Annotated in this window: 20 protein-coding genes and 1 tRNA gene; 5 read left to right on the plus strand and 16 right to left on the minus strand. The window is 64.9% G+C overall.

Going from position 1 to position 24,117, the window contains the following annotated elements:
* The first annotated feature begins 61 nt into the window (after positions 1-61).
* A complete protein-coding gene (locus tag ACK4R0_RS13270; RefSeq protein ID WP_409674704.1) occupies positions 62-1,261 on the plus strand; it encodes a tyrosine-type recombinase/integrase in 1,200 nt (399 codons plus the stop codon).
* A gap of 188 nt (positions 1,262-1,449) precedes the next feature.
* Here the strand turns inward: ACK4R0_RS13270 and ACK4R0_RS13275 are convergent, their stop codons facing one another.
* The 4 genes from ACK4R0_RS13275 to ACK4R0_RS13290 all read right to left on the minus strand — a co-directional run bounded on the left by ACK4R0_RS13275 (position 1,450) and on the right by ACK4R0_RS13290 (position 4,640).
* On the minus strand, positions 1,450-2,214 hold the full coding sequence (locus tag ACK4R0_RS13275; protein WP_409674707.1) for a hypothetical protein: 765 nt from the start codon (positions 2,212-2,214) through the stop codon (positions 1,450-1,452).
* A 73-nt stretch (positions 2,215-2,287) separates the two neighbouring features.
* The gene (locus tag ACK4R0_RS13280; protein WP_409674710.1) at positions 2,288-3,535 is read right to left on the minus strand and encodes a tyrosine-type recombinase/integrase; all 1,248 of its coding nucleotides are present in this window, start codon (positions 3,533-3,535) and stop codon (positions 2,288-2,290) included.
* A gap of 149 nt (positions 3,536-3,684) precedes the next feature.
* Positions 3,685-3,759 (minus strand) — tRNA-Asn (locus tag ACK4R0_RS13285).
* Between the two features lie 92 nt (positions 3,760-3,851).
* Positions 3,852-4,640 carry an NAD kinase gene (locus ACK4R0_RS13290; protein WP_409674713.1) on the minus strand — a complete coding sequence of 263 codons (789 nt, stop codon included), beginning with the start codon at positions 4,638-4,640 and terminating at the stop codon, positions 3,852-3,854.
* Between the two features lie 151 nt (positions 4,641-4,791).
* Here ACK4R0_RS13290 and ACK4R0_RS13295 point away from each other — a divergent pair, with 151 nt between their 5' ends.
* Positions 4,792-6,408 (plus strand): EAL domain-containing protein, encoded by a 1,617-nt coding sequence (locus ACK4R0_RS13295; RefSeq protein WP_409674716.1) that lies wholly within the window; start codon positions 4,792-4,794, stop codon positions 6,406-6,408.
* Between the two features lie 204 nt (positions 6,409-6,612).
* On the opposite strand, the gene mfd is transcribed toward ACK4R0_RS13295, so the two are convergent.
* Positions 6,613-10,110 (minus strand): transcription-repair coupling factor, encoded by a 3,498-nt coding sequence (gene mfd / locus ACK4R0_RS13300; RefSeq protein ID WP_409674719.1) that lies wholly within the window; start codon positions 10,108-10,110, stop codon positions 6,613-6,615.
* A gap of 26 nt (positions 10,111-10,136) precedes the next feature.
* Positions 10,137-10,403 (minus strand): succinate dehydrogenase assembly factor 2, encoded by a 267-nt coding sequence (locus ACK4R0_RS13305; RefSeq protein WP_409674722.1) that lies wholly within the window; start codon positions 10,401-10,403, stop codon positions 10,137-10,139.
* 113 nt (positions 10,404-10,516) lie between these two features.
* Here ACK4R0_RS13305 and recG point away from each other — a divergent pair, with 113 nt between their 5' ends.
* The gene (gene recG / locus ACK4R0_RS13310) at positions 10,517-12,574 is read left to right on the plus strand and encodes an ATP-dependent DNA helicase RecG (RefSeq protein WP_409674725.1); all 2,058 of its coding nucleotides are present in this window, start codon (positions 10,517-10,519) and stop codon (positions 12,572-12,574) included.
* A gap of 162 nt (positions 12,575-12,736) precedes the next feature.
* On the opposite strand, the gene ACK4R0_RS13315 is transcribed toward recG, so the two are convergent.
* The 4 genes from ACK4R0_RS13315 to ACK4R0_RS13330 all read right to left on the minus strand — a co-directional run bounded on the left by ACK4R0_RS13315 (position 12,737) and on the right by ACK4R0_RS13330 (position 16,467).
* A complete protein-coding gene (locus ACK4R0_RS13315; protein ID WP_409674836.1) occupies positions 12,737-13,075 on the minus strand; it encodes a PilZ domain-containing protein in 339 nt (112 codons plus the stop codon).
* Positions 13,076-13,182: 107 nt separating this feature from the next.
* Positions 13,183-14,421, minus strand: coding sequence for a tyrosine--tRNA ligase (tyrS, locus tag ACK4R0_RS13320; RefSeq protein WP_409674728.1), 1,239 nt, complete (start codon positions 14,419-14,421; stop codon positions 13,183-13,185).
* Positions 14,422-14,469: 48 nt separating this feature from the next.
* Positions 14,470-15,444, minus strand: a complete 975-nt coding sequence (gene dmeF, locus ACK4R0_RS13325) for a CDF family Co(II)/Ni(II) efflux transporter DmeF (RefSeq protein ID WP_409674731.1) — start codon at positions 15,442-15,444, stop codon at positions 14,470-14,472.
* A 105-nt stretch (positions 15,445-15,549) separates the two neighbouring features.
* A complete protein-coding gene (locus ACK4R0_RS13330) occupies positions 15,550-16,467 on the minus strand; it encodes a hypothetical protein (protein WP_409674734.1) in 918 nt (305 codons plus the stop codon).
* Between the two features lie 127 nt (positions 16,468-16,594).
* Between ACK4R0_RS13330 and ACK4R0_RS13335 the strand changes: the two genes are divergently transcribed.
* The gene (locus tag ACK4R0_RS13335; protein WP_409674737.1) at positions 16,595-17,698 is read left to right on the plus strand and encodes an endonuclease/exonuclease/phosphatase family protein; all 1,104 of its coding nucleotides are present in this window, start codon (positions 16,595-16,597) and stop codon (positions 17,696-17,698) included.
* 3 nt (positions 17,699-17,701) lie between these two features.
* Here the strand turns inward: ACK4R0_RS13335 and ACK4R0_RS13340 are convergent, their stop codons facing one another.
* The 4 genes from ACK4R0_RS13340 to ACK4R0_RS13355 all read right to left on the minus strand — a co-directional run bounded on the left by ACK4R0_RS13340 (position 17,702) and on the right by ACK4R0_RS13355 (position 21,426).
* The gene (locus ACK4R0_RS13340; protein ID WP_409674839.1) at positions 17,702-18,502 is read right to left on the minus strand and encodes a DUF1295 domain-containing protein; all 801 of its coding nucleotides are present in this window, start codon (positions 18,500-18,502) and stop codon (positions 17,702-17,704) included.
* Between the two features lie 8 nt (positions 18,503-18,510).
* Positions 18,511-19,143 carry a lysophospholipid acyltransferase family protein gene (locus tag ACK4R0_RS13345; protein WP_409674740.1) on the minus strand — a complete coding sequence of 211 codons (633 nt, stop codon included), beginning with the start codon at positions 19,141-19,143 and terminating at the stop codon, positions 18,511-18,513.
* A gap of 115 nt (positions 19,144-19,258) precedes the next feature.
* Positions 19,259-19,579 carry a DUF167 domain-containing protein gene (locus tag ACK4R0_RS13350; protein ID WP_409674743.1) on the minus strand — a complete coding sequence of 107 codons (321 nt, stop codon included), beginning with the start codon at positions 19,577-19,579 and terminating at the stop codon, positions 19,259-19,261.
* 26 nt (positions 19,580-19,605) lie between these two features.
* Positions 19,606-21,426 (minus strand): DUF885 domain-containing protein, encoded by a 1,821-nt coding sequence (locus ACK4R0_RS13355; RefSeq protein ID WP_409674747.1) that lies wholly within the window; start codon positions 21,424-21,426, stop codon positions 19,606-19,608.
* Positions 21,427-21,715: 289 nt separating this feature from the next.
* Here ACK4R0_RS13355 and ACK4R0_RS13360 point away from each other — a divergent pair, with 289 nt between their 5' ends.
* Positions 21,716-22,123, plus strand: coding sequence for a response regulator (locus tag ACK4R0_RS13360; RefSeq protein WP_409674750.1), 408 nt, complete (start codon positions 21,716-21,718; stop codon positions 22,121-22,123).
* A 74-nt stretch (positions 22,124-22,197) separates the two neighbouring features.
* On the opposite strand, the gene ACK4R0_RS13365 is transcribed toward ACK4R0_RS13360, so the two are convergent.
* Both ACK4R0_RS13365 and ACK4R0_RS13370 read right to left on the minus strand, forming a co-directional pair.
* Positions 22,198-23,301: a sensor histidine kinase gene (locus ACK4R0_RS13365; RefSeq protein ID WP_409674753.1), complete on the minus strand. Its 1,104-nt coding sequence runs from the start codon at positions 23,299-23,301 to the stop codon at positions 22,198-22,200.
* A gap of 59 nt (positions 23,302-23,360) precedes the next feature.
* Entirely contained in the window at positions 23,361-24,098 is a 738-nt protein-coding gene (locus ACK4R0_RS13370) for a Crp/Fnr family transcriptional regulator (protein ID WP_409674756.1), read from the minus strand.
* Positions 24,099-24,117: the final 19 nt, after the last annotated feature.

Below are 24,117 nucleotides of genomic sequence, written 5' to 3' on the forward strand. Positions count from 1 at the left end.
TTTCTGCGGTTTTTCCGCGTTCGCGGAACCATTTTCCCGGCTTCAAGAAAAAGGTGGCATCATGCTGACCAATGCCGCGGCGAAGGCCGCGCAGCCGCAATCGCGCGCCTACAAGCTCTACGATTCTGGCGGGCTGTTCCTGCTGGTAACGCCGGCGGGCACCAAATCATGGCGGCTGAAATATCGCCGCGCCGGCCGCGAGCAGCTCAAGACGCTGGGTCGCTTTCCGGACGTCAACCTTGCCCAGGCGCGCGCAGCGCGCGACCAGGCCAAGCAGGATCTGGCGCGCGGCGCCGGTCAGCTCGAGCAGCTGCGCAGCTTCGCCGATATCGCCCGCGCCTGGCATGCGCATAATCTGGCGCGCTGGTCGACGGCGCATGCCGACGATGTCATCGCCGGGCTCGAGCGTGATGTTTTCCCGGCGATCGGCGGCATGCCGATCGGCGATATCCGGCCGTCCGAGCTGCTGAATGTAATCCGCGCTGTCGAAGCGCGCGGCTGCAAGGCGACAGCCTCGCGGTTGCGCCAGCGGCTTTCGGCCGTTTTCGGTTTCGGCATCGCGCAGGATTTGGTCGCGGCCGATCCGGCCGCTCAGCTTGGTCGCGCGATGGCAGGTACCGCATTGGTGCAGCCACACCCGGCGCTGATCGATATCGATGATTGCCGCGCGCTGCTGGCTGCATGCAAATCTGCACGTGCAAATTTGCACGTTCGTCTCGCGTCCCAATTCCTGGCGTTGACCGCGGTGCGCCTTGATGCCGTGCGCGGGATGCGCTGGGGCGAGATCGAATGGGATTGCGCTGACACCGGCCGGCCGGCGTGGCGAGTTCCGCCGGCGCGGATGAAGCTGGCACGCGCCAAGAAGGGGGAGGCGCGTTTCGCGCACCTGGTGCCGCTGAGCGCGCCGGCGCTGGCCGTTCTGGTCGCCGCGGCCGAGATTCAGGGCCAGCCGGATGGAAGGTTGATCGATCCGGATCAACTCGTTTTCGCCGGCGCCGGTGGCGCGGCGCCGATCGGCAGGGGATCTATCGGTGCGCTGATCGCGCGCGGGGGATATCAGGGGCGCCATGTGCCGCACGGATGGCGATCGAGCTTCTCGACCATCCTCAACGATGACATGGGCCCGGATTTCCGCGCGGCGATCGATCGCGCGCTGGCGCACAGTTCCAAGGACAAGGTCGAGGCCGCATATAACCGATCGGGCATGATCGATCAGCGAACTGCGATCTTCGATCGCTGGGGTGAGCTGCTGGCCGCGTAATACCCGGCCTGGCGCTCGTTTCTAGCGGCAGCAGGCCGGTGCCGATTGGCACAAGGCTTGCTCTCTGCCCCCTGGAAAGCCCGGGCGGCACAGCCGCCCCTGCGCGCCGGTGAGGGTTTTCACGGCACTGATGGATTTACAATCGGTTTCGGGGTTCGGGGGCAGTAAATGCGCGTGGCGAAGCCACACTATATAACCCTGCTCCCGGTTTCTCTGCGACTGAAAGATTCGCGCCTATCCAACAAGGTGGCGATGGATTTCAAGGTTTCCCCCATGCGGCCGTCGACCGGGCAGATGTCCTGCAGGTACTTCTCGGCCGAGAGGGTGGCCACCATGGCGTCCCATTCAGCTGCTTGGCGCTCCCGCTCCCATCGGGCATCATCGGGCAGCGGCGACCTCCCCATCAACTGACGGACCATCTGCGCGACCTCGGGTGGCACATCGAGCGCATAGGCGTTTGTAATCTGCTCGACCTGGGGACCCACGGCGTTGTCGATCGGCCGGCTGCGCCTGATCCAGTGCAGGAATTGCGCATTGCGCAGACGCTTAAGCGCAGCGTGCACGGCCGAATAGGACCGCCCGATCTTCTCGGCGATCGTCGCGACTGCGGGCTCGAGCTGGCCGGACTTGTAATCGACGAAGTTGAGGTACAGCGCCTCGAGCACCTCGATCGCGATGCTGCCCAGCGCGCCATTGCGGCAGCCAGGGCTCATCTTCTGGCGCGCGCGCAGCGTCTTGCGCTCAAGTTCCTTCGCGCTCTTGAGCACGGCGCCGGCATAGCGCCGGCCTCCGCGCCTGGTGCCGTCCGCCACCGGGCGCCAGAGCCGTTTCTCGATCTGCCCCTCGTAATAGCTGTTGCGCCAGACCGGCTGCCCCGTGCGGCGTGTCTTGGTGAATTCCGCGCCAGCGATGACGTCGCCGATCGCGCGTCCGGCTGAGACGCTGCCCCCCATCGATCCAGCGCTCATGACGCGATCTCCCAGAAACAGCCAAAGCCGCTGACGCGGCCCCAGCTCTCCCTGTGTTTCAGGCGATGAGCGATCCCGGGGGCGACACTCCCTCCATCAGCATATCCGCCCAGGCCTGCGCGATCTCGCGCCTGCGCGGCATATAGGCTGCGCGGTTGTATGCCGCCTCGACGCCCTCCTGCACATGCGCCAGCATCAGATCGATGATCGCGCGATCGCGTTCGCGATCTTCGCGTGCTGCGCGTTCGTTCATGATCGTCGAGAAGCTGGATCTCCAACCGTGCGGGACGTGCCGGCCGGTGAAGCCCGCCAGCCGATACAGCCTGCTGATCGTCGAATCCGTGATCGGCTGGCGGCGATCGCCAATCCCCGCGAACAGCCATTGCGTTTGCGGCGCGATCGCCAACGCTGTGCGAACCGTCGCCACGGCCTGATGAGACAGCGGCAAGATGAACTCGAAGCTCGCGTCGATCCTTCGCTCGCGCGTCAGCTTCATCTTGACTGCAGGGATCCGCCAGATCGGGCTGTCGCCGTCGAGATCCTCGAACTCGTGTTTCTCCGCCATCCGCACCACGCCTGGCCGGGCTGCGGTCAGCGCCAGCAGCCGCGAGGCGAGCAGCACCGTCGACGTGGCGCGCTTCAGCTTCTCGGTTTCCACCAGCACGCTGCGCGCGCCCGCAATCGTGATCATCGCCGGCCGCAGCTTGCCGGTCCGCGGCTCCAGCGCCTTGCGGATCGTTCCTGCAGGATCCGATGTCGCCAGCCCCGACGCGATCGCCCAGACGAAGACGTCCGACATATGCATCCGGACGCGGTGCGCCATCTCGAGCACGCCGCGCTGCTCGATCTTCCTGATGACCTCGAGTACCATCGGCGCCGTGATCTCGTTGACCCGGGCACTGCCGATCTCCGGAAAGACGTTGTTCTCCAGACGGCGCAGGATCTCGGCCGCATATCGCGGCTTCCATCCTGCCGACTGTGACCTGTGCCAGGCTTCCGCCAGCGCTTCGAAACTGTCCGAAGGCATCTGAGTGCGGTTCGACGTTTGCCTGCGCTTCTCGGCTGATGGGTCGCCGCCGGTGAGCAGTAGCCGGCGCGCCTCGTCGCGCGCGCTGCGCGCGTCGCGCAACGACACTTCCGGATACAGACCGATCGAGAGGGTTTTTTCCTTGCCGCGAAAGCTGTACTTCCAGCGCCAGGACTTCGTGCCACTGGTCAGCACCATCAGATAGAGGCCACCGGAATCGGAAAGCTTGCGATTCTTCGGACCCGGCTTGGCCTGCCTGCAGGCGTTGTCCGTCAGCATGGGGTATCCGGACCGATACCCCGTTCGATACCCCGGACTGCGATGCGCTGGAATGCGACTCGATGCGACAACATGCGTCGATTAATCCAGTGATTTCAGAGGTTTTGCAAGGGCTCTGCGACCCTATGCGACCTGCTGCGACAGGTAAGTGGCTCCCCGAGTAGGATTCGAACCTACGGCCAAGTGATTAACAGTCACCTACTCTACCGCTGAGCTATCGGGGAATGCCCTTTGCCCTCGAGGAAGGCCAGGCCCTCCAGAGGAAGCGCGCCTATAGCACCGGGTTTTTTGGTTTGGCAAGCGTCTGCATGGCAGATCAGACGATAAATTGTTCGGCGGAAATGCGATCGTCGAGGCTGTGGCCGGGATCGAACATCAGCGACAGGCGGCGATTGGGGTCGATGGCGATCTGGATGTCGCGGATATCGCGGACCTCGCGCTGGTCTGCCACGGCGCTGACCGGGCGTTTGCCGGGTTCGAGCACGCGCAGCGAAATGCGCGAGGAATCGGGCAGTAGCGCGCCTTTCCAGCGGCGCGGACGGAACGGGCTGATCGGGGTCAGCGCCAGCATGCCGCAACCCAGCGGCAGGATCGGCCCGCTGGCGGAGAGATTGTATGCGGTCGAGCCTGCAGGCGTCGCCACCAGCACGCCGTCGCAAACCAGCTCGCTGATTCGCACCGCATCGTTGACGCTTACTTCAAGCTTGGCCGTCTGGCGGGTTTCGCGCAGCAGCGAGACTTCGTTGATTGCCGGGTAGGTCACCCGCTCGCCCGCCATGGTGGTGGCGGTCATCGACAGCGGCAGCACCTCGAACGCCTGCGCCTTTTCGAGCCGGCGCTGGATGCTGTCGCCGGTCCGCCACAGGTTCATCAGGAAGCCGACGGTGCCGAGGTTGAGTCCGTAGACCGGGACGATCCGGCCCCGTTCGAGCATCTGGTGGAGCGTCTGCAGCATGAAGCCGTCGCCGCCCATGACCACGACGATATCCGCATCTTCCAACGCGGCCCAGTCGTGCGCGGCCTGGACCTCGCGCGCTGCCTTGCGCGCGCGCTCGGTGGGAGACACTGCCAAGGCGATTTTGCGATCGAGAACCGAAGTCGGCATGAAAATGCGCCTTAAAGGGATAATGCACCGGGTCTTAACTGATCCAGGCTGACGCGCCAATCATTCTTGACGCGGCCCGTTGTGCGACCCAGAGGTAAGACCGAGGGCAGGGACGCCCACGTTCTGGCGCTTGGGCGATGGGGTCTTGGGGGTGCGAAAGCTGACGAACATAGCTGAACCGCGGCACAGGCCGAGCTGGCGCAGCATCGGTCCGGGCCTGCCCGGTCCGGGGCTGGAGGCTGCGCTGCACGCGGCCGGCTTCGACCTGTCGGCAGCGGGCGGTGCCGATCTCATGGTCATCGATCTGCGCGCGGTGGCGAACGGCGCCGTGCCGACCGTGCCGGGCAGCCATTCGGGTCCGGTCCTGCTGCTGTGCGATGCTGGCCAGGCGGCGGGGCTTGCGGGCGGCGTTGCCGGCATCACGCACAGCCTGGTCGCGCCGTTCGGCGAGGAAGCACTGGAGCTGCAACTGGCGCTGCTGCGCGACCAGTTGGGCAATGATGCCGATCTGACACACAATCTCCATTTGCGCCTCGCCGCTCTGGCGCAGGGCGGGCAGGGCAGGCTGCATGCGATGCTGATCGGACTGCGGCGGATGTCGGCGATCAACGCCACTTATGGTGCGGGTGTCGGCGATGTCGCGCTGGAGGCGATCGAACAGCGGCTGGTGCGCAACAGCGCGCGGCTGTCGGGCGGTGGGGCGTTGACGGTGCGACTGTCGGGCGGCGATTTCCTGATCGCGCATGTGGCGCCCGAAGACCGCGTCGGCTGGCAGGTGATCGCCGAACGCCTGCTCCGCATCGTCTCCGAACCGCTCGAGGCGGCGGGCCACCGGTTGCGGCTGACGGCGCGTGCGGCACTGGCGATCGCCCGGCCCGATGAAGCGCCGTTGTCGCTGCTCGACCGGCTCTCGGCGGGGCTTGCAGCGGCGCGCGAAAACGCGGCCGAACCGGTACGCTGGGCGGACCGGCAGGCCGACAATGCGCCAGATAGCGGATACCGGCTCGAGCAGGAGATCGTCCACGCCATCGAGCGCAACGAGATAACGGTGCTGTTCCAGCCGCAGTTCGCTGTCGAGAGCGGGGCGATCACCGGTGCCGAAGCGCTCGCCCGCTGGCAGCACCCGCAGCATGGCGAGATTGGTGCGGGCACGCTGTTCGCAATCGCCGACAAGGCAGATTTCACCCGGCTGCTGTCGCGGCATATCCGGCTGCGCGCGATGGAGCAGGCATCGGCATGGACCGGGGTGCTGGGCAAGCTGCGATTGTCGCTCAACGTCACCGCCGAAGACCTTGGCGAGCAAGGATTTGCCGAGCGCGAACTGGCGATGATTGCGGCATCGGCTTTCGACGCCAGCAGGCTGACGCTCGAGATGACCGAATCGGCGCTGGTACCCGATCTGAAGCGGGCCGCGGCGCGATTTGCCAGCCTGCGCGAGGCAGGTGTGTGTATTGCGGTCGATGACTTCGGCACCGGCTATTCCAGCCTGCTCTACCTCAAGCGCCTGCCCCTCGACTACCTCAAGCTCGACCATGCCATGACCCGCGATCTCGGCGGCGCGGAAGCCGACCGGATCATCGTGCGCTCGATCATCGCGATGGCCAAGGCGCTCGATCTCAAGGTGATCGCCGAGGGTGTCGAGAGCGAGGCGCAACTGGCGGCGTTGCGCGAGGAAGGCTGCGACTATTTCCAGGGCTTTTTGCGCGGCAAGGCGATGGAGGCGGAGGTGTTCGCGCAATTTGCGCGGGATGCGCTGGGACAGCGGTGAGCCTGCCCGTTCGTCATTCCCGCGAACGCGGGAATCCCGCTTGTGCGCTACGACCGCAGAAATAGCGGGACCCCCGCCTTCGCGGGGGTGACGAAAAAAGGCGCGCTTTCTGGTTTGGGCAAGCGATACGAATGTGGCGAGATCGCTCTGTAGACGCTTCTGGACTCCGGCTTCCGCCGGAGAACGGGTAAAGGCTCGGCGCTATCAGCCCGCCTTCGCCTTCTTCTTCAATATCCCCGCCAATCCCTTGGAAAGCTGGATCAATCCGTTGATCCGCGACGCCGGATCGCTCCATACCCGCTGGATCATCAGTTTCTGGTCCGGCCTCAACTTGGCGACGCCGTTCAGCCGTTCGACATACGCCAGCAGCCCCGGCACATCGGGGAAGCTGTCGTCGTGGAAGCTGACCAATGCGCCGCGCGCGCCGACATCGATCTTGGCGACGCAGGCCTTGATGCAGTTCTGCTTGATCTCGATCAGCTTGATCAGATTGGTCGTCGCCTCGGGCAGCGGCCCGAAGCGGTCGATCATTTCGGCGGCGAAGGATTCGATCTCCGACCCGCTGGTGAGATCGTTCATCCGGCGGTAGAGCGCCATGCGCACCGCCAGATCGGGGACGTAATCCTCGGGGATCAGGATCGGCGCATCGACGGTGATTTGCGGCGAGAATTTCTGGCGCGGCAGGTCGAGCGAGAAGCCGCCTGCCTTGGCCTCCAGAATCGCTTCTTCGAGCATCGACTGATACAGCTCGAAACCGACCTCGCGGATATGGCCCGATTGTTCGTCGCCGACGAGATTGCCCGCGCCGCGGATGTCGAGGTCATGGCTGGCGAGCTGGAAGCCCGCCCCCAGCGTATCGAGATCGCCCAGCACCTTGAGGCGCTTGTCCGCCGTTTCTGTCAGCACCCGGTTCTCGGGGACCGTGAGATAGGCATAAGCGCGCGTCTTCGACCGCCCAACGCGGCCGCGCAGCTGGTAGAGCTGCGCCAAACCGAAGGTGTCGGCGCGGTGGATGATCAATGTGTTGGCGCTGGGGATGTCGAGCCCGGATTCGACGATCGTGGTCGACAGCAGCACGTCGTATTTGCGGTCGTAGAACGCGCTCATCCGCTCCTCGACCTCGGACGGCGCCATCTGGCCGTGCGCCATGATATGGCGGATTTCGGGGACTTCCTCGCGGATGAACTCGCCAAGCTTGTCGAGGTCGCTGATCCGGGGGGCAACAAAATAGGACTGGCCGCCGCGATAGTGCTCGCGCAGCAGCGCCTCGCGGATCACCACCGGATCCCATGGCATGACATAGGTCCGCACCGCGAGCCGATCGACCGGCGGAGTCTGGATCACCGAGAGCTCGCGCAAGCCGCTCATCGCCATCTGCAGCGTGCGCGGGATCGGCGTGGCGGTGAGCGTCAGCACATGGACGTTGGCCTTGAGCGACTTCAATCGCTCCTTGTGGACCACGCCGAAGCGCTGCTCCTCGTCGATGATCACCAGCCCCAGACGCTTGAAGTCGACCGATTTGGCGAGCAGCGCGTGGGTCCCGATGACGATATCGGTGGTGCCGGCGGCCAGCCCCTCGCGCGTCGCTTTGGCCTCGCCTGCGGTCACCAGCCGGGACAGCCGGCCGATGATCAGCGGGAAGTTCTGGAAGCGCTCGACGAAGTTGGTGTAGTGCTGGCGCGCGAGCAGCGTGGTCGGCGCGATGATCGCGACCTGCATCCCCGCCATTGCGGCGGTGAACGCGGCGCGCATCGCGACCTCGGTCTTGCCGAAACCGACATCGCCGCACACCAGCCGGTCCATCGGCTTGCCTGATGCGAGGTCTTCGAGCACCTCGGCGATAACTCGTTCCTGATCCTCGGTTTCCTCGTACGGGAAGCGATCGACGAAGCTGGCATAGGTGCCCGGATCGATCTCCGCGACATCGGCGGTGCGAAGCGCGCGTTCGGCGGCGGTCTTCATCAGCTCGCCCGCGATTGCCTGGATGCGTTCCTTGAGCTTTGCGCGGCGGCGCTGCCAGGCCTCGCCGCCCAGCCTGTCGAGCGGAACCCCGTCGCTCTCCGAGCCGTACCGGGTGAGCACGTCGATGTTCTCGACCGGAACATACAATTTGTCGCCGCCCGAATAGGTCAGCCACACGCAATCATGCGGGCTCTTGCCGACGGGGATCGAGACCAGCCCCTCGTAACGCCCGATGCCGTGGTCGATATGGACGACCAGATCGCCCTGCGACAGCGATTGCAGCTCGGCGAGGAATGCGTCGGCGGACTTGCGTTTCTTGCGCCGCCGCACCAGCCGGTCGCCGAGCAGATCCTGTTCGGAGAGCAGCTCGTAGCGGTCGGTGCCGAAGCCGTGGTCCTGCGGCAGCACGACCATCGCCGCCATGCCGGTGGCGGCCTGGCCCAGCGCCTCCTGCCAGCTGCCCGCCAGCGCCATCCGCGCGAGGCCATGATCCTTGAGCAGCCCGAGCAGCCGGCTGCGCGAGCCTTCCGAGTAGCTCGCGATGATCGCGCCCTTGGCGGACGCGCGAAGCGATTCGATATGGGCGACCGCAGCGGTATAGACGTTGTCGCCGCGTGCGCGCTCGGCACCGAAATCGCGCGCGGCGCGATAGCCCAGTCCCAGCACGTTCGCCGATTCGGGCTCGTCATGGCCGCTGACCAGATGCACATGCGCATCTGCCTGATGCGTGCGCCATTCCTTGGTCATCAGATACAGCGCGGTGGGCTTGAGCGGGCGATAGCTGCCTGTCTTGTCCTCGTTTCCGCGCGTCCGGTTGGCGTGATAATCGGTGATGCTCTCGAACCGCTGCTCGGCGGCGGCATCCGCTCCCGCATCGCGCAGGATGATGTCGTTGCCGTCGAGATGATCGAACAGCGTGTCGAGCCGCTCCTCGATCATCGGCAGCCAGTGTTCCATGCCGGCAAGCCGCCGCCCGTCGCTGATCGCCTGATAGAGCGGATCGCCGGTGGCATTCGCGCCGAAGGTCTCGCGATAGGCGCTGCGGAAGCGCTTGATGCTGTCGGCGTCGAGCAGCACTTCGGACGCAGGAAGCAGGATGTGCCGCGTGACCCGTTCGGTCGAGCGCTGCGTACCCGGATCGAAGGCGCGCATCGAATCGAGCTCGTCGCCGAAGAAGTCGAGCCTCAGGCCGCTGTCCATCCCGGCGGGGTAGATGTCGATCAGGTTGCCGCGAACAGCAAACTCTCCGGAATCGGCAACGGTGTCTGTACGTGCGTAGCCCTGGCGGATCAGCTTGGCGATCAGCGCCTCGCGCTCGACCACCATGCCGGGTTTCAGCTCTGCACCGATCTGGCGGATGCGGAACTTGGTGAGCGTGCGTTGGGCGACGGCGTTGACCGTGGTGACCAGCAATTGCGGCCCGCCTGCGGGCTGCTGCAGCGTCCATAGCGCTTTCAATCGCCGCGCGGTGATCGCCAGCGACGGCGAGGCGCGGTCATAGGGCAGGCAGTCCCAGGCGGGAAACTCGATCGCCTCGATATCGGGCGCATAAAAGGGCGCGGTTTCCGCCACCGCATGCATCAGCGCATCGTCGGGCGCAATGAACACCACGCGGCCGCCGGACTCGCGGCCCGCCGCAGCGCGCGCCAGATCGGCGAGCAGCAACGGCAGCGCACCGGGCGCCACGCCTGCCAGCGTCAGCGGGGTCGCTGCCGTCAAAATCCTGCTGATGCTGTCCATGGTCTATAAGGGGCCTGTCGTCCGGCTCAGCGGGGGATGTCGATGAAATCGAGCTTGCGCATTGCGTCCATTTGCGGACCTTCGTACGCGGCGGGTACCGGCAGGGTTCCGATCGCCCAGGCCATGATATCGACGTCCTGCTCCTCGATCAGCGTTTCGAACCACCGCAGGTCTTCGTCCGACCAGTCCTTGCCATAGCGATCGAAGAATCCGCCGATCATGAAATCGGCCTCGCGGGTGCCCCGGTGCCAGGCGCGAAAGGCCAGGCGGCGCAGTCTGGTATCACGGTCCATCGCTCGGCTCCTTGGCTTGCGGGTTAACTTGCGGGTCGGGCCGTGTCTGCCTAAGAGGTGAGGCAAGACTTCAGCCAGCGGCACAAAAGGTGACCGCGTTTTTTGCGATAGCCATGCGCCCCGATATACTCAACCCCGCATTCGCCGAGATCGAAAGCCTCAAGGGCGTGGGCGTAAGCCTGCAGAAACCGTTTGCGCGGCTGGGAATCTCGCGGGTCAAGGACATGGCCTATCACCTGCCCACCGGGTTTATCCGCAGGCGTTCTGTCGAGACGGCGGATGATGCCGCGACCGGCGAGCAGATCATCATCGCGCTGACCGCCACTGGGTACCGCAGCAGCCCGGGGCGCGGGCCGACGCGGGTGATCGCCGAGGACAGCATCGGCAACCACATTGCCCTTGTTTATTTCGGTGGCAATCCCGGCTGGGCGCGCAAGCTCTGGCCGCTGGGCGAGACCAGACTGGCGGCGGGCAAGCTCGAGATCTGGGGCGAGGCGTGGCAGATCGTCCACCCCGATCATGTCGTGGCCCCTGAGGATGCCGCCGAAATCGGCGAGGCCGAACCGGTGTATCCGCTCGCCGAAGGGCTGGGACAGAAGCGCGTCGCATCGCTGGCCGCGCAAGCCTTGTCGCTGATGCCGCCGCTGCCTGAATGGATCGAGCCGACGCTGAAGGCGCGCGAGGGTTGGCCAGACTGGCACGAGGCGTTGACCACCGCGCATCAGGGCATGGACGAACTGCCCCGCGAGCGGCTGGCCTATGACGAGATTTTCGCCAACCAGCTCGCCTTCGCGCTGATCCGGCAGAGCAACCGCAAGCGCAAGGGGATCGCGCTGCAGGGCGATGGACATCTGCGCGATGCGCTGCGGCTGCCGTTCGCGCTGACCGGCGCGCAAGTGCGCACCATCGGCGAGATCACCGGCGACATGGCGCAGGCAGTGCCGATGCTGCGGCTGCTGCAGGGCGATGTCGGCGCGGGCAAGACGCTTGTTGCGGTCATGGCGATGCTGGGCGCGGTCGAATGCGGCGGGCAGGCGGCGTTGCTTGCGCCGACCGAAATCCTCGCGCGGCAGCATTTCGATACGATCTCGCGGATGCTCTCGGGGCTTCCGGTGAGCCTCGCGGTGCTGACCGGACGCGACAAGGGCCGCGCGCGCGAAGCGACGCTGATGGGGCTGGCCGATGGCTCGATCCAGATCATCATCGGCACGCATGCGCTGTTTCAGGATGCGGTGCAGTATCGCAACCTAGCGCTGGCGGTGATCGACGAGCAGCACAAATTTGGCGTCTCGCAGCGGCTGATGCTGCAGGAAAAGGGCAGGGCGCCCCCGCACCTGCTGGCGATGACCGCAACCCCGATCCCGCGCACGCTGACGCTCAGCCATTATGGCGAGATGGACGTCTCGCGGCTCGACGAGCTGCCGCCGGGGCGCCAGCCGATCGAAACGCGGGTGATCGCGGATGAACGCCTGTCCGAGATCGTCGATGGTCTTGGCCGGCATATCGAGCGCGGCGGGCAGGCGTACTGGGTGTGTCCCTTGGTGATGGACAGCGAGACCAGCGACCTTGCCGCTGCCGAGACCCGCGCTGCGCAGCTCTCAGAGCGCTTCCCGGGCAAGGTGTCCTTGGTTCATGGCCAGATGCCCGCCGAGCGCAAGGATGCGATGATGGCGGATTTCGCCAGCGGCAGGACCGCCCTGCTGGTGGCTACCACGGTGATCGAGGTCGGCGTCGACGTGCCCAACGCGACGCTGATGATCATCGAGGCCGCCGAGCGCTTCGGGCTTGCACAGTTGCACCAGCTGCGCGGACGGGTGGGGCGCGGCGACCAGAAATCGGTGTGCGTGCTGCTGCGCGGCAAGGCGCTCAGCGAGACCGCGCGCGCGCGGCTGGCGCTGATGCGATCGAGCCAGGACGGGTTTCACATCGCCGAGGAGGATTTGCGGCTGCGCGGCGGCGGGGAGCTGCTGGGTACGCGGCAGTCAGGCGATGGCGCGTTCCGCATCGCAACGCCCGAACAAGTGCAGCGGCTGATCCCGACCGCCACCGACGACGCGCGGTTGCTGATGGACCGCGACGGTGGACTGGACAGCGAACGCGGCCAGGCGGCGCGGGTGGCGCTGTATTTGTTCGAGCGGGATTATGGTGCGAAGTTGTTGCGAGGCGGGTAGCGCTGTCCGGTTTTACGCAATGCTGTTCTCCGGCGAAAGCCGGAGTCCAGGGGCGAAGTTACCCTGTCGTCGCCCTGGATTCCGGCTTACGCCGGAAAACGGCTGGCTCAAGTATCAGCGCGTTGCAGAAATTCGTACTGTTGGATCAAGACTGGCAGAGCCTCAATGCCGTCCGCCCGGCCCGGTGCTCGCTCCCAGGACGTCGATCATCTCGTTGAACTCGTTCAGGCGGATGACGCGCTCCATCTGGAAGCCGCTGCGACCGCCGAGCGACCAGATCAGATGCGCCTCGATGCGCCCGATGACGGGCAGACGCACGGTGATCCGCTCGCCCTTGGCCAGCGGCATCTCGCCTTCGGTCATGAAGCCGTTGGCTGAAATGTTGACGATATGCGTCTTGATGTCGCCCAGATGGCGATGCTCGGCGATCGTCGCATGATCGACCGCATGGCGTGCGGCATGACGCTTTTCCACCACTGCGAGTTTAGCTCCTCTGGACATCATCGACCACCCGTTTACGCCACAACTGACTGATCTTCACCATCGGCCAAAAGTGCGAACAAAGAGTAAATGCTGGCGGAAAGCCTAGACAAAACCGGGGATCTCGATCAGTCCGCGCCTAGCACCAGGCCATGCTTTTTCTGGCCCAGGCTCAGCGTGTCGCCAGGCTTCACCAGATGATCGAATCCTTGAACCTTCTCGCCGTTGACGCGCACCGCGCCCTCCTCGATCTTGCGCTTGGCTTCCTTGTTCGAGGCGGTGAAGCCGAGCCCGGTGGTCGCCTGGACGATCGACAGCCCGTCAGCAGGGACGCGGATCGACGGGAGGTCGCCGCCGGCATGGCCCTGCTCGAAGGTCGCGCGCGCGGTCTCGGCGGCAGACTGCGCCGCCTCCGCACCCCGGCACAGGGTCGTGGCAGCGTCGGCGAGCACCTTCTTGGCGTCATTGATCTCCGAGCCCTGCAGCTTTTCCAGCCGTGCGATCTCGTCGAGCGGCAAATCGGTGAACAGCCGCAGCCTGACCCCGACATCGCTATCGGCGGTATTGCGCCAGAATTGCCAGTAATCATGGTTGCTGAGCTGGTCCTCGTTCAGCCACACCGCGCCGCCCACGGTCTTGCCCATCTTGGTGCCATCGGAGTTGGTCAGCAGCGGCGTCGTCAGCCCGAAGACCTGCGTGCCATCCACGCGCCTGGCGAGGTCGACGCCGTTGACGATATTGCCCCACTGGTCCGAGCCGCCCATTTGCAAACGACAGTCGGCCCGGCGCGACAGCTCGAGGAAGTCATAGGCCTGCAGGATCATGTAGTTGAATTCGAGGAACGACAGCGACTGTTCGCGGTCGAGCCGCAGCTTGACCGAGTCGAAGCTGAGCATCCGGTTCACCGAGAAATGCTGGCCAATGTCGCGCAGGAACGGGATGTATTCCAGACGATCGAGCCACTCGGCGTTGTCGAGCATGATGGCGTCGGTCGGGCCCCCCTCTTCACCATCAGGGCCAAAGGTGAGGAAGCGTTCGAACACCCGCTTGATCGATGCGACGTTCGACGCGATCAGGTCGGTCGTCAGCAGCTTGCGTGCCTCGTCCTTGAAGCTGGGATCACCAATTTTGCCGGTGCCGCCGCCCATCAGGACGATCGGCTTGTGCCCGGCCTTCTGCAACTGGCGCAGCATCATGATCGACACGAGGTGGCCGACATGCAGCGACGGCGCGGTCGGGTCGAAGCCGATATAGCCCGGCACGATCTGCTTGGCCGCAAGCGCATCGAGCGCTGCAGCATCGGTCAGCTGGTGGATATAGCCGCGCGCATCGAGCAGCGCCAAGAGATCGGATGTGTACTGGCTCATGATGGCCGCGCGCTTAGCATCGATGGCGGCTTGCGGAAAGATCGCTTGTCACGCGTGTGATGCATCGCCGGGCGGGCAGCGGGCGTCGTCGCAGGGGATCACCTCGAACGTGCAGTGCGACAGGTTGCCGATGCCGGCGAGCAGCCCGCGATAATGCTCGGGCGGGCGGGGGTGGTGGGTGGCGAGCGAGACGATCAGCGCGAAGTGCCCGGTGCCCACCTGCCACAGGTGCAGATCGACGATGCGGTTGTCGGCATCGGCCTCGATCCGCTGGCGGATGGTCTTGGCCGTCGCCGGGTCCGCCTCCATGTCGAGCAGCACGCGCGCGCATTCGCGCAGCAGCCCGCGCGCCCACCACAGGATGACCGCGGCGCCAACGATGCCCATCAGCGGATCGAGCCAGTCTAGCCCCAGCATCAGCCCGCCGAGCAATGCGACCAGCGCCAGCACCGATGTCAGCGCATCGGTGATCACATGGACATAGGCGGCGCGCAGATTGTGGTCGTGGTGGTGATGGCCATCATCGTGAGCATGGCCATGATGATCATGCCCGTGCCCGTGGTCATCACCCGCCAGCATGAAAGCGCTGACCACGTTCACGATCAGCCCGATCACCGTCACGACAATCGCAGTGGAATAATCGATCGCGACCGGATCGGCGAGGCGGCCGGCCGATTCCCAGACCATCAGCAGCGCGATCACGCCCAGCAGCAGCGCGCTGCTGAACCCGGTCAGCGACCCCACCTTGCCGGTGCCCATCGAAAACCGGCGATCGTGCGCATGGGTGCGGGCGAAGCGATAGGCGAAGGCTGCGAGGCCCAAGGCGGCAACATGGCTGCCCATATGCCAGCCATCGGCGAGCAGCGCCATCGATCCGGTCCACCAGCCGCCAAGGATTTCGGCAACCATCGTGACTGCGGTGAGCGCGACGACCCACAAAGTCCGTCGCTCGTTATGCGCCGCACCGGCTGCGGCGAAGCGATGATCGTGGGTCAGTTTCTCGAGCGCGGCATCATGGTGCATGGCGGTTCCGGGGGGCATGGATCAGGGCTGGTGTGTCCTGGTCTGCCCGGCTGATTCTGTCAGCCTTGGTGCGTCTGCGCAATCCCCTTGGCCCGCAGTGGCGGTTCAGCCCTGCGTCAGCGCCTTGAGCAGTGCGCGCTCGAGCGGGTCGAGCTTGCCGTCGCCATCGACCATCGCCTGCACCCAATCCTGTTCGCGCTTCGACAGCGGAGCTTCATGGGCGGCAGCCGGTTCGGGCTCGCGTTCGGGCAGCAGTTCGATCGGCGCGCCGCTGACCAGCGCGCCGGCGACCCGGCCGAAAAATCCGCCGATGCTCGGCGAGGTGTCCTGCATGAAGGCATGCAGCCGTGCCGCATCTTGACGGCTGAGCGCGCGGAAGCGCTGGTCGGTGAGCAGATGCAGGCTGACCGCCTGGACGAACAGGGTCTGCCATTCGGGCGCGTTCTGGCCATCCAGCGTCGCATCCTTGATGGCGAACAGCAGTTCGGCTTCGGCCCGGTTGATGTGCGCAGGCGCCGCCCCGCCGGCGGCATAAAGCACGCGGCGCAGCAGCCGCACTTCGGCGGTGCCGATGCTGCCTGGCTTGATGCCGGTGCCGCAACGCGTCGGGCCCTCGCCGTGCAGCACCGCATGCCTGATCTGCTCCAGGGCGTAGGTCTTGAGGCTGTCGGGCACATTTTCTGCGCGTTCGATCACCTTGACCAGCAGCTCGAGCTCGGCGAGCGTATCGACCTTGCCGTCATGATCGATCGCCTGCATCAGCCAGCCCGCGTTCTCGTCGCTGACATAGCCGCGCGGCTCGGCCTGCTCGACCAGATAGGCGGTGATCGCCTCGACGAAGAAGTCGACCCATTCGTGGCTGGGGGCGCTGCTCACCCGGTTAAGCTCGAACAATATCCCGGCCTCTTGGGCGCTGATCCGGCCATCGGGCCACACCGCGCGGCGCAGCGCCATCGTCTCGTCAGCCCCCAGGTTGCGTGCCTGGGCAATCATCGCCGTTACGTCTTCAAGAGGTCTGGTCATGGGAGTTACGCTGCCTGCCGCTGCTGTTGGGGGCGAGCATAGCCAGCAAGGTTTAATGATGTGTTAGGCCTGAATGGTTGCGCTGGGCGGGCCGTATTTCTATCAGCAACCGATGGACCGAAACACTTTGAGCACACGCATCGGCCGAGCATTGCGGCTTGCCGGCATCGCGGGAATTGCGCTGGTGGCGACCGGCTGTGCAAGCAGCCGCATGCTCGATCGCCATGCGGACTGCGTCGCCCCCGCTGCCATCCCCCAGGCCTATGACGCCGGCCAGGGCGAGCGTGCAGCGCGGCTGAGCGTGCTGATCTACAATGTCGAGGGTTTGCCATGGCCCGCGCGCAAAAATCGGGGGCCTTCGCTCCAGCGAATAGGCGAGACGCTGCAGGCGATGCGCGCCAAGGGCAGCGCGCCGGACGTGGTGATGCTGCAGGAGGCTTTCACCCCTGCAGCGCGCGACGTTCTGGTGCAGGCAGGCTATGCCAACATCGTGTCTGGACCCGGCCGCAAGACCCGGCGCGGCGCCGTCGCGGCGGAGATCGAACCGACGTTCAAGAAGGCGCGCAAGCGCAGCAAGGGTGAGCGCTTTGGCCGCCTGCTCAACAGCGGGCTGTATATCGCATCGGACCTGCCGCTGGCCGTGCTGGCGGCAGAGCCGTTTTCGCGGCGCGCCTGTGCGGGATTCGATTGCCTCGCCAACAAGGGGTCGCTGGTCGCCAGCCTGCGGGTGGCGGACATGCCATCGTCGCTGGTGCTGCTGACGACCCATCTCAATTCGCAGCGCGCGGCGCGGGTTTCGCTGGATCGCGCGCGACAGGCGCATGGCTATCAGATCGAAGAGAACGCGATGCTGCTCAAGCGGGTACGCGGGCGTGATGCTCCGATGGTGATGGGGGGTGACTTCAACATGCGCGGCGACCCGGGCCGGTTCGAGGCCTTTGCCAAGGCCCAGCCTTACACGATCGTTCACGAGTTCTGCGTGAACCAGCCCGAAGTGTGCACCACCAAGATGTCGTTCGACGGCGACGAACCCTGGCTCGATACCCAGGACCTGCAGGCCTATGACGACGGCCGCGATGTCCGCATCGTGCCGGTGGAGATCGAGGCGATGTTTGACGGGCTTCGCGGCGAACGGCTGTCCGACCATGACGGCCTGTTGGTCACCTATGAGCTGCGCTGGCCTGCGGCAAGGGCCGCACAGGCATCAGCGTATCCGCTCTGCCCGATCTGAGCCTCAGCTGCGCCTGGGCGGCTGCGGCAGGAACGCGGAGGTGCGGGCGATATAGTCGGCATATTCGGGACGCGTCTTCTTGAGCCCGCGCTCAAGCATCGCCGCGCCGCTCCACTTGACGAGCGTGAAGTTGAGAAACAGCGGTCCGATCAGGCTGGCAAGGCCGACATCCCAGCCGGTGGACAAGGCGACCAGCCAGATGCCCCACCAGGTGCAGGCGTCGCCGAAATAATTGGGGTGGCGGGTGTAGCGCCAAAGCCCGGTGGAGAGCACCTTGCCCCTGTTCGCCGGGTTGGCGCGGAAACGCTCGAGCTGCCAGTCGCCGACGGTCTCGAATGCAATCCCGACCAGTGCGACCAGGGCGCCCAGCAGGGCGAGCGCGTTCACCGTTCCGCCCCGCCATATGCCGAGTTGCGCGGGCAGGCAGACCATGAACAGCAACGGCCCCTGCAGCAGAAACACCTGCAGCAGAGCGGTCAGGGCAAAGCTCCAGCCCTTCTTCTGCTGCGCCGAGGCGATGATCCGGGCATAGCGCGGATCCACCCCATTGCGCCGCCAGCGGACGAACAGGTGGATGCCGAGCCGAAGCCCCCACACAGCGGTGAGCAGCAGCACCAGCGCCGAGGCGGGCGATGCCGCGCCGCTCAGCCAGAAGGTCACCGCTGCCAGCAGCACCATGCCCATCGGCCACACCGCATCGATGAACGATACGTCCCTGATCGCCACCGCCACGCCCCACAGCACGATCATCACGCCGAAGATCAGCACCAGATTGTGCAGCAGCAACGGGACAGCTTCGGTCAGCGGCAGGGTCACAAATGGCTGTCCTCGATGATATCGGTGGATGCGCGATCGGGATGGCGCGGGGTCACGCTTCTGTAGAACGCCATAATCTTTTTCATGTCCTCGGCATAGTCGCCGGTGGGCATGATCGCGGGGCCGAGCCCGCCGACCTTGCGGCGGTAATCCATCAGCCCGCAGACCAGCGGCACCCGGGCGGCCAGCGCGATCTGGTAGAAGCCCGTGCGCCAGTGACGGACGTTGCCGCGGGTGCCCTCGGGCGCGATCGTCAGCATGAACTCGTCGCGGCGAGCGAATTCCTCGACCATCTGCTGGACCTGGCCGCGGTTGTAGCTGCGTTCGACCGGCACCCCGCCCATGCTGCGCATGAACCTTTTCAGCGGCCAACGGAACAGCGAGGTCTTGGCCATGAAATGTGCCCTGACGCCAAGGTCTGCGGTCAGCCCCAGGAAGTACAGGAAATCCCAGTTGCTCGTGTGCGGAGCAGCGATGATGATAAAGCGGCGCGGCTCGGGTACCACCCCCTCGGCACGCCAGCCATGGCTGCGGTAGAGCAGGAGCAACAGGCGCCGGATGATCCGGGACAGGCGCGTCGGCGCACGGTCATCCGTGCGCGGCAGCCACGCCGCATGTTCGATTTCCATATCCCGCGTCGTCGCCCCCGTCTCTCACCCTCACGCGAGATACGGCGCCAGCAAAGCACAGGATGCGGCGGCCGGGCAAATAATATTGACCCAGGTTAATTCAGGCGACCCTGCGTCATTGGCTGCATGCGGCTTCAAGCCGGGCGATCAGCGCAGGGCCATCACCTGCAATCATGACCTGCTTGTTGCGTCCGGTCTGGCCCGATCGGATCGCCACATCGCGCTTGCGGACATGCAGGGTCGCAGCGATCAGCTCGACCAACGCGCTGTTGGCAGCGCCCTCCGATGGCGGCGCGGCGATGCGCACCGCCAGCACGCTGCGACCCTCGGCGTCCTGCGCGATGCCGGCAATCTGGCTGCGGCTGGCGCGCGGCGTGGCGCGCACGACGACCATCACCCCGCCCGGCGTGGCGCGCCAGGGCGGGGGATCGGTCATCGCCAAGGCCCGTCAGTCAGCGCCGCTCACCCCTTGGTGGCGACAATCCAGCGGTTGATCTTCTCCTCGAGCACGCTCATCGGCAGCGCGCCGGTGTTGAGCACCTGATCGTGGAACTCGCGCGGATCGAACCTGGTGCCCAGCTCGCTTTCGGCCTTGGCCTTGAGCCGCTGGATGGTCAGCGCGCCGATCTTGTAGGCAAGCGCCTGGCTGGGGATCGCGATGTAGCGCTCGACCTCGGCGGTGGCGTCGGTCTCGCCCATCGACGAGTTGTCGAGCATGTACTTGATCGCCTGATCGCGGGTCCAGCCCTTGGAGTGGATGCCGGTATCGACCACCAGCCGCATCGCGCGCAGCATCTCGTCGTCGAGATGGCCGAAACGCTGATACGGATCGGAATAGAGCCCCATCGGATAGCCGAGCTTCTCCGAATACAGCGCCCAGCCCTCGACATAGGCGGTGTTGCCGCCAAAGCGCATGAACGCCGGCAAAGCCTCGTTCTCCTGCGCCAGGCTGATCTGGAAATGATGTCCCGGGGCACCCTCGTGCAGATACAGCGTGGTGATACCCGGGGTGGTGCGGCTCGGCAGGTCATAGGCGTTGAAGTAGAAGATGCCCGGACGCGATCCATCGGGGTTGCCCGACTGATAGCTGCCGCCCGCCTCGAACTTCTCGCGGAATTCCTCATAGGGGCGGATTTCCAGCGGGGTCTTGGGCAGGATCTTGAACTGGGTGGAGATGACCGCATCGACCTTCTTGCCGATGTCGTAATAGCGCTGTGTCAGGCCTTCGCGGCTGTCGGGCTTGAACTGGGCGTCGGTGCGGATGTGATTGAAAAACTCCGGAAGCGTCCCCTTGAACCCGACTTCGGTCTTGATCGCTTCCATCTCGGTGAGGATGCGCTTGACTTCGCTCAGCCCCAGATCGTGCACTTCACCGGCGGTGAGCGGCAGGGTCGTGGTCTGTTCGATCAGATAGGCGTACAGCTTGTCGCCGCCCTTCATGTACTTGAGGCCAACGCCTTCGCGCGCATCCTTGAGGTAGGAATCGGCCAGGTAATCGCGCAGCCGCTGGTAGGCCGGATAGATTTCCTGCGTGATTACGCGGCGGTATTCGGTGGTGAACCGCGCCTTGTCAGCGTCGCTGAAATCGGCCGGGAACATGGTGACCGGGCCGTAATACGGCGATTCTTCGGGCGCCTGCTTGAGCTGGGTGTCGAGCTGTTCGATCACGTTGCGGATCGTCAGCTTGGTCTCGAACACGCCCGAGGCCTGGCCTTCCTTGAAGCGGCCGATCGAACGGTCGAGCAGCACCACGAACTCCTTGTGGCGCTTCAGGTTGTTTTCATAGTCCACCACGGTCTTGAAGGGTGCGGTGCCGGTGCCCGAGGCGAAATTGGGGTAGAAGGTGTGGAAGCCGAAAAAGTGGTTCAGCGGACGCACGGCGGTCAGCGGCAGATATTCGGCCGACAGACCCTTGATCGTGTCCTGCTGGTTGCGGGTGAAGATGTCGTACGCGATCTTGTTGGTTTCGGTCAGCTTGGCCCGATCGATCCCGGCGAGCGCGGCAAGATTGGCTTCCGCCGCCTTGCGTTCACCGTCATAATAGGCGTCGGACACATAATCGCCCAGCCGGTCGGCATAGCGCAGATCGCCGCGGAACAGGCCGCCGATCGGATTGCGCTGCATCTGGGCCTCGTCGTCTGCAGCGAACAGGGCGACCAGCCGGGCATCTTCGGTCTGCGGGGCCGCCTGTGCTGCAGGCTGCGCGAGCGCTGGCGCGGTGGCAAGCGGAGCGGCGAGCGCTGCGCTGGCGAGCAGCAGCATGGTCTGGCGGAATGACGGCATGAGTGTGAACCTTCCAGGTCGCAAAGAGGTCGCGGGAGGGGCGCAACGCGCCGCATCCTGCGGATGGATTGCGCTATCACGGCATTAATCCAACGGCAATCGAGCCGTAACCACGTTGGTCGATATCCGCCGCGCATTGGTGGAAAGTTTGACCCGAAAATCCGATGAAGTGAGCCATTCGATTAACATATATCAATATTCCGATGAAACTTTCTGGCGCACCCGTTGTTTATTGTTACGAACCCCGACCAGAGTGGTCAGAGATAGAAAGTCTTGAAGAACCAATATCATGAGTGCCCGTATCCTCATAATTGAAGACGAATTTCTCGTCGCACTCGACATGCAGGTCGGGCTTGAGGACGCGGGCCACGAGGTGGTCGGTGTCGGCGACGATTGGACCTCCGCCATGCAGTTGGCCAGGCTCAACCCCAGCGTTGCACTCGTCGATGTTAACCTGTGCGATGGCGCCACCGGCCCTTCGATCGGTGCCTGGCTCGGCCAGGAAATCGGCTGCACGGTGATCTTTGTTACCGCGAACCCCCGTCAGATCGACAAGCCCATCCCCGGCGCGCTGGGCATCATGATCAAGCCCGTCGACAGCCGTCAGGTTGTCGAGGCGGTCGAGTTCGCTGTTGCGGCCCGCATCGGCCAGACCACACCGACGCCGCCGCCGTGCCTGATGCTGCTCAACGCCTGATACTCTCGAAAAATTCGCTGCACGCCTGACATAGCTGCCGCCAGCTGATGCTGTCGGCGTGCAATGCGTCGCCATCAGACCGGCGCACCTTCGGGCCGCAGCAACCGGCTTGCCGCAATCTTCATATCGACCCTGAGCCCTTCGGGCAGCCAGTGCCGCTCGATGCTGCCCGCCAGCTGCTGGGTGATCGCGAGCTGCACCAGCCGGGTTCCAAATCCCGTGTTCTGCGGCTCGCCGGAAAGCTGAGGACCATCACACTCCACCCAGCTGACCGCGACCTCCTGGCCCTGTTGCTCAAGCGTGATCGTAACCCTCCCATCTTCAGCCGACAGCGCGCCGTATTTGGCCGAATTCGTCGCCAGCTCGTGGAACACCAGCGCAATCGGCGTCGCGCTGCGATCGTCGATCGGGGGATTGTAGCCGGTGATGACTAGGCGGCCTTCGCCCAAGGCGGGATAGGCGGACAGGATCTCGCCCAACAGGCCGTGCAGGTTCGATGCGATCGCCACCGGCCGCGAGTATTCGCTGTGCGGACGGGCGAATTCGTGCGCCCGGCCCAGCGACGCGATCCGGTCCTGTAGTTCTGCTGCAAGCGGCTTCAGTTCGGGGCTCTGCCGCGCGGTCATGCTGATCAGTCCGTTGATCACCGCGAAGATATTCTTGATGCGATGGCTCAGCTCGCGGCTCAGCACCTCGTTTTCCTCGGCCATCAATTTGGCCTCATGGATGTCGGTGCATGTCCCGATCCAGCGCACGATCTCGCCGCGCTCGTTGCGCAACGGCAGCGCACGGCCCAGCGTCCAGCGGTATTCGCCGCTGTGGTGGCGCAGGCGATAGGTCACTTCATAGGGCTCGCCAGAGCTCAGCGAGTGGAGCCAGAGCCCCCAGGCATGGTCCTGATCGTCAGGATGGAACACCCCGTTCCATGCCTCGCCGTCGGTCGATCCCGTGGGCACCCCGGTAAACTCATACCAGCGCGCGTTGTAATAATCGTGGTATCCGTTGGGCAGGGTGGACCACACCATCTGCGGCATCGCATCGGTCAGGATGCGGAAGGCGGAGTTCATGCGCAGCAACGCATCGCGCGCCGCGAGCAGCGAATCCTGCGTGCTTTCGGAATCCGTTTTGGTCTCCGACCCAAGATTGAACGCGCGTGCAAGGAAATCCAGTTCAGACATCAGGTGTACTTTCTAGCGGGTATCGTCGCACGCGGCCACATGGCGTATTGCCCATCCGATCATGCCCTTGCGATGGGGAACCAGTGGGTATCGAGCGAGCTGAAGCGATCGACGAACCGTGCGAGTGCGATCAGCCCCGGCTCGTTCACCAGGGTCACGGTGCTGCGATGGCGGGTGATCAGCTTCTCTTCGGTCATCTGGCGGATCAGGCGGTTGACGTGCACCTGGGTCAGCCCGACCGCATCGCCAAGATCGCTCTGGGTCAGCGGGATACGGATCACCGGATCGTCATCGCCGTTCACCGCGCGCATCCGCGCCGCGATCGAAAGGAACAGGTTTGCCAGCCTGGCCTTGCCCTCGCTGCGGCCGACCGAGCGCAACCGATCGGACAGGTCGATGCTCTCCATCTGGCTGATCGAGAAGAACAGCGCAGCGAGCCGCGGATGGGCGGCGAATGTCTTGCCCAGCGCCAGTCTGGGAAACCGGCACACCACCATATCGGTTGCTGCAACGATGCTCGAAGGTGCGTCGCTGAACGCGATGCCCGATGCGCCGATCATGTCGCCGGAAAAGTGGAAGCGCAGGATCTGGCGCTTGCCGGTGGGCAGCCGGGTCTCGGACAGCGCCCAGCCCTGGTGCACGATCAACAGCTCTGAAACGTCGTCGCCCTCGTTCCAAAGAACGCTGCCTGCCGGGTAGCTTTTGGGATCGCGCTCAAGCTGAGCGATAGCGTCACGCTCGGTCGGTGTCAGATCGAGATAGCGCTTAAGACGTGCAACGAAACAACTGTCGAACAAGCTTGGGACTCCTGCGGCA

This window comes from Blastomonas sp. (genome assembly GCF_046294995.1).
In the GTDB taxonomy this organism is placed as follows: Bacteria; Pseudomonadota; Alphaproteobacteria; order Sphingomonadales; family Sphingomonadaceae; genus Blastomonas.

What these genes read in the sequence shown, in the direction of transcription:
- ACK4R0_RS13360 (WP_409674750.1), top strand. Translation starts at nt 21,716, where the DNA reads ATGAGTGCCCGTATCCTCATAATTGAAGACGAATTTCTCGTCGCACTC.
- ACK4R0_RS13275 (WP_409674707.1), bottom strand. Translation starts at nt 2,214, where the DNA reads ATGGGGGGCAGCGTCTCAGCCGGACGCGCGATCGGCGACGTCATCGCT.
- ACK4R0_RS13290 (WP_409674713.1), bottom strand. Translation starts at nt 4,640, where the DNA reads ATGCCGACTTCGGTTCTCGATCGCAAAATCGCCTTGGCAGTGTCTCCC.
- ACK4R0_RS13315 (WP_409674836.1), bottom strand. Translation starts at nt 13,075, where the DNA reads ATGTCCAGAGGAGCTAAACTCGCAGTGGTGGAAAAGCGTCATGCCGCA.
- ACK4R0_RS13350 (WP_409674743.1), bottom strand. Translation starts at nt 19,579, where the DNA reads ATGACCGATCCCCCGCCCTGGCGCGCCACGCCGGGCGGGGTGATGGTC.
- ACK4R0_RS13345 (WP_409674740.1), bottom strand. Translation starts at nt 19,143, where the DNA reads ATGGAAATCGAACATGCGGCGTGGCTGCCGCGCACGGATGACCGTGCG.
- ACK4R0_RS13305 (WP_409674722.1), bottom strand. Translation starts at nt 10,403, where the DNA reads ATGGACCGTGATACCAGACTGCGCCGCCTGGCCTTTCGCGCCTGGCAC.
- mfd (WP_409674719.1), bottom strand. Translation starts at nt 10,110, where the DNA reads ATGGACAGCATCAGCAGGATTTTGACGGCAGCGACCCCGCTGACGCTG.
- tyrS (WP_409674728.1), bottom strand. Translation starts at nt 14,421, where the DNA reads ATGAGCCAGTACACATCCGATCTCTTGGCGCTGCTCGATGCGCGCGGC.
- ACK4R0_RS13270 (WP_409674704.1), top strand. Translation starts at nt 62, where the DNA reads ATGCTGACCAATGCCGCGGCGAAGGCCGCGCAGCCGCAATCGCGCGCC.
- ACK4R0_RS13280 (WP_409674710.1), bottom strand. Translation starts at nt 3,535, where the DNA reads ATGCTGACGGACAACGCCTGCAGGCAGGCCAAGCCGGGTCCGAAGAAT.
- ACK4R0_RS13355 (WP_409674747.1), bottom strand. Translation starts at nt 21,426, where the DNA reads ATGCCGTCATTCCGCCAGACCATGCTGCTGCTCGCCAGCGCAGCGCTC.
- ACK4R0_RS13330 (WP_409674734.1), bottom strand. Translation starts at nt 16,467, where the DNA reads ATGACCAGACCTCTTGAAGACGTAACGGCGATGATTGCCCAGGCACGC.
- dmeF (WP_409674731.1), bottom strand. Translation starts at nt 15,444, where the DNA reads ATGCACCATGATGCCGCGCTCGAGAAACTGACCCACGATCATCGCTTC.
- recG (WP_409674725.1), top strand. Translation starts at nt 10,517, where the DNA reads ATGCGCCCCGATATACTCAACCCCGCATTCGCCGAGATCGAAAGCCTC.
- ACK4R0_RS13365 (WP_409674753.1), bottom strand. Translation starts at nt 23,301, where the DNA reads ATGTCTGAACTGGATTTCCTTGCACGCGCGTTCAATCTTGGGTCGGAG.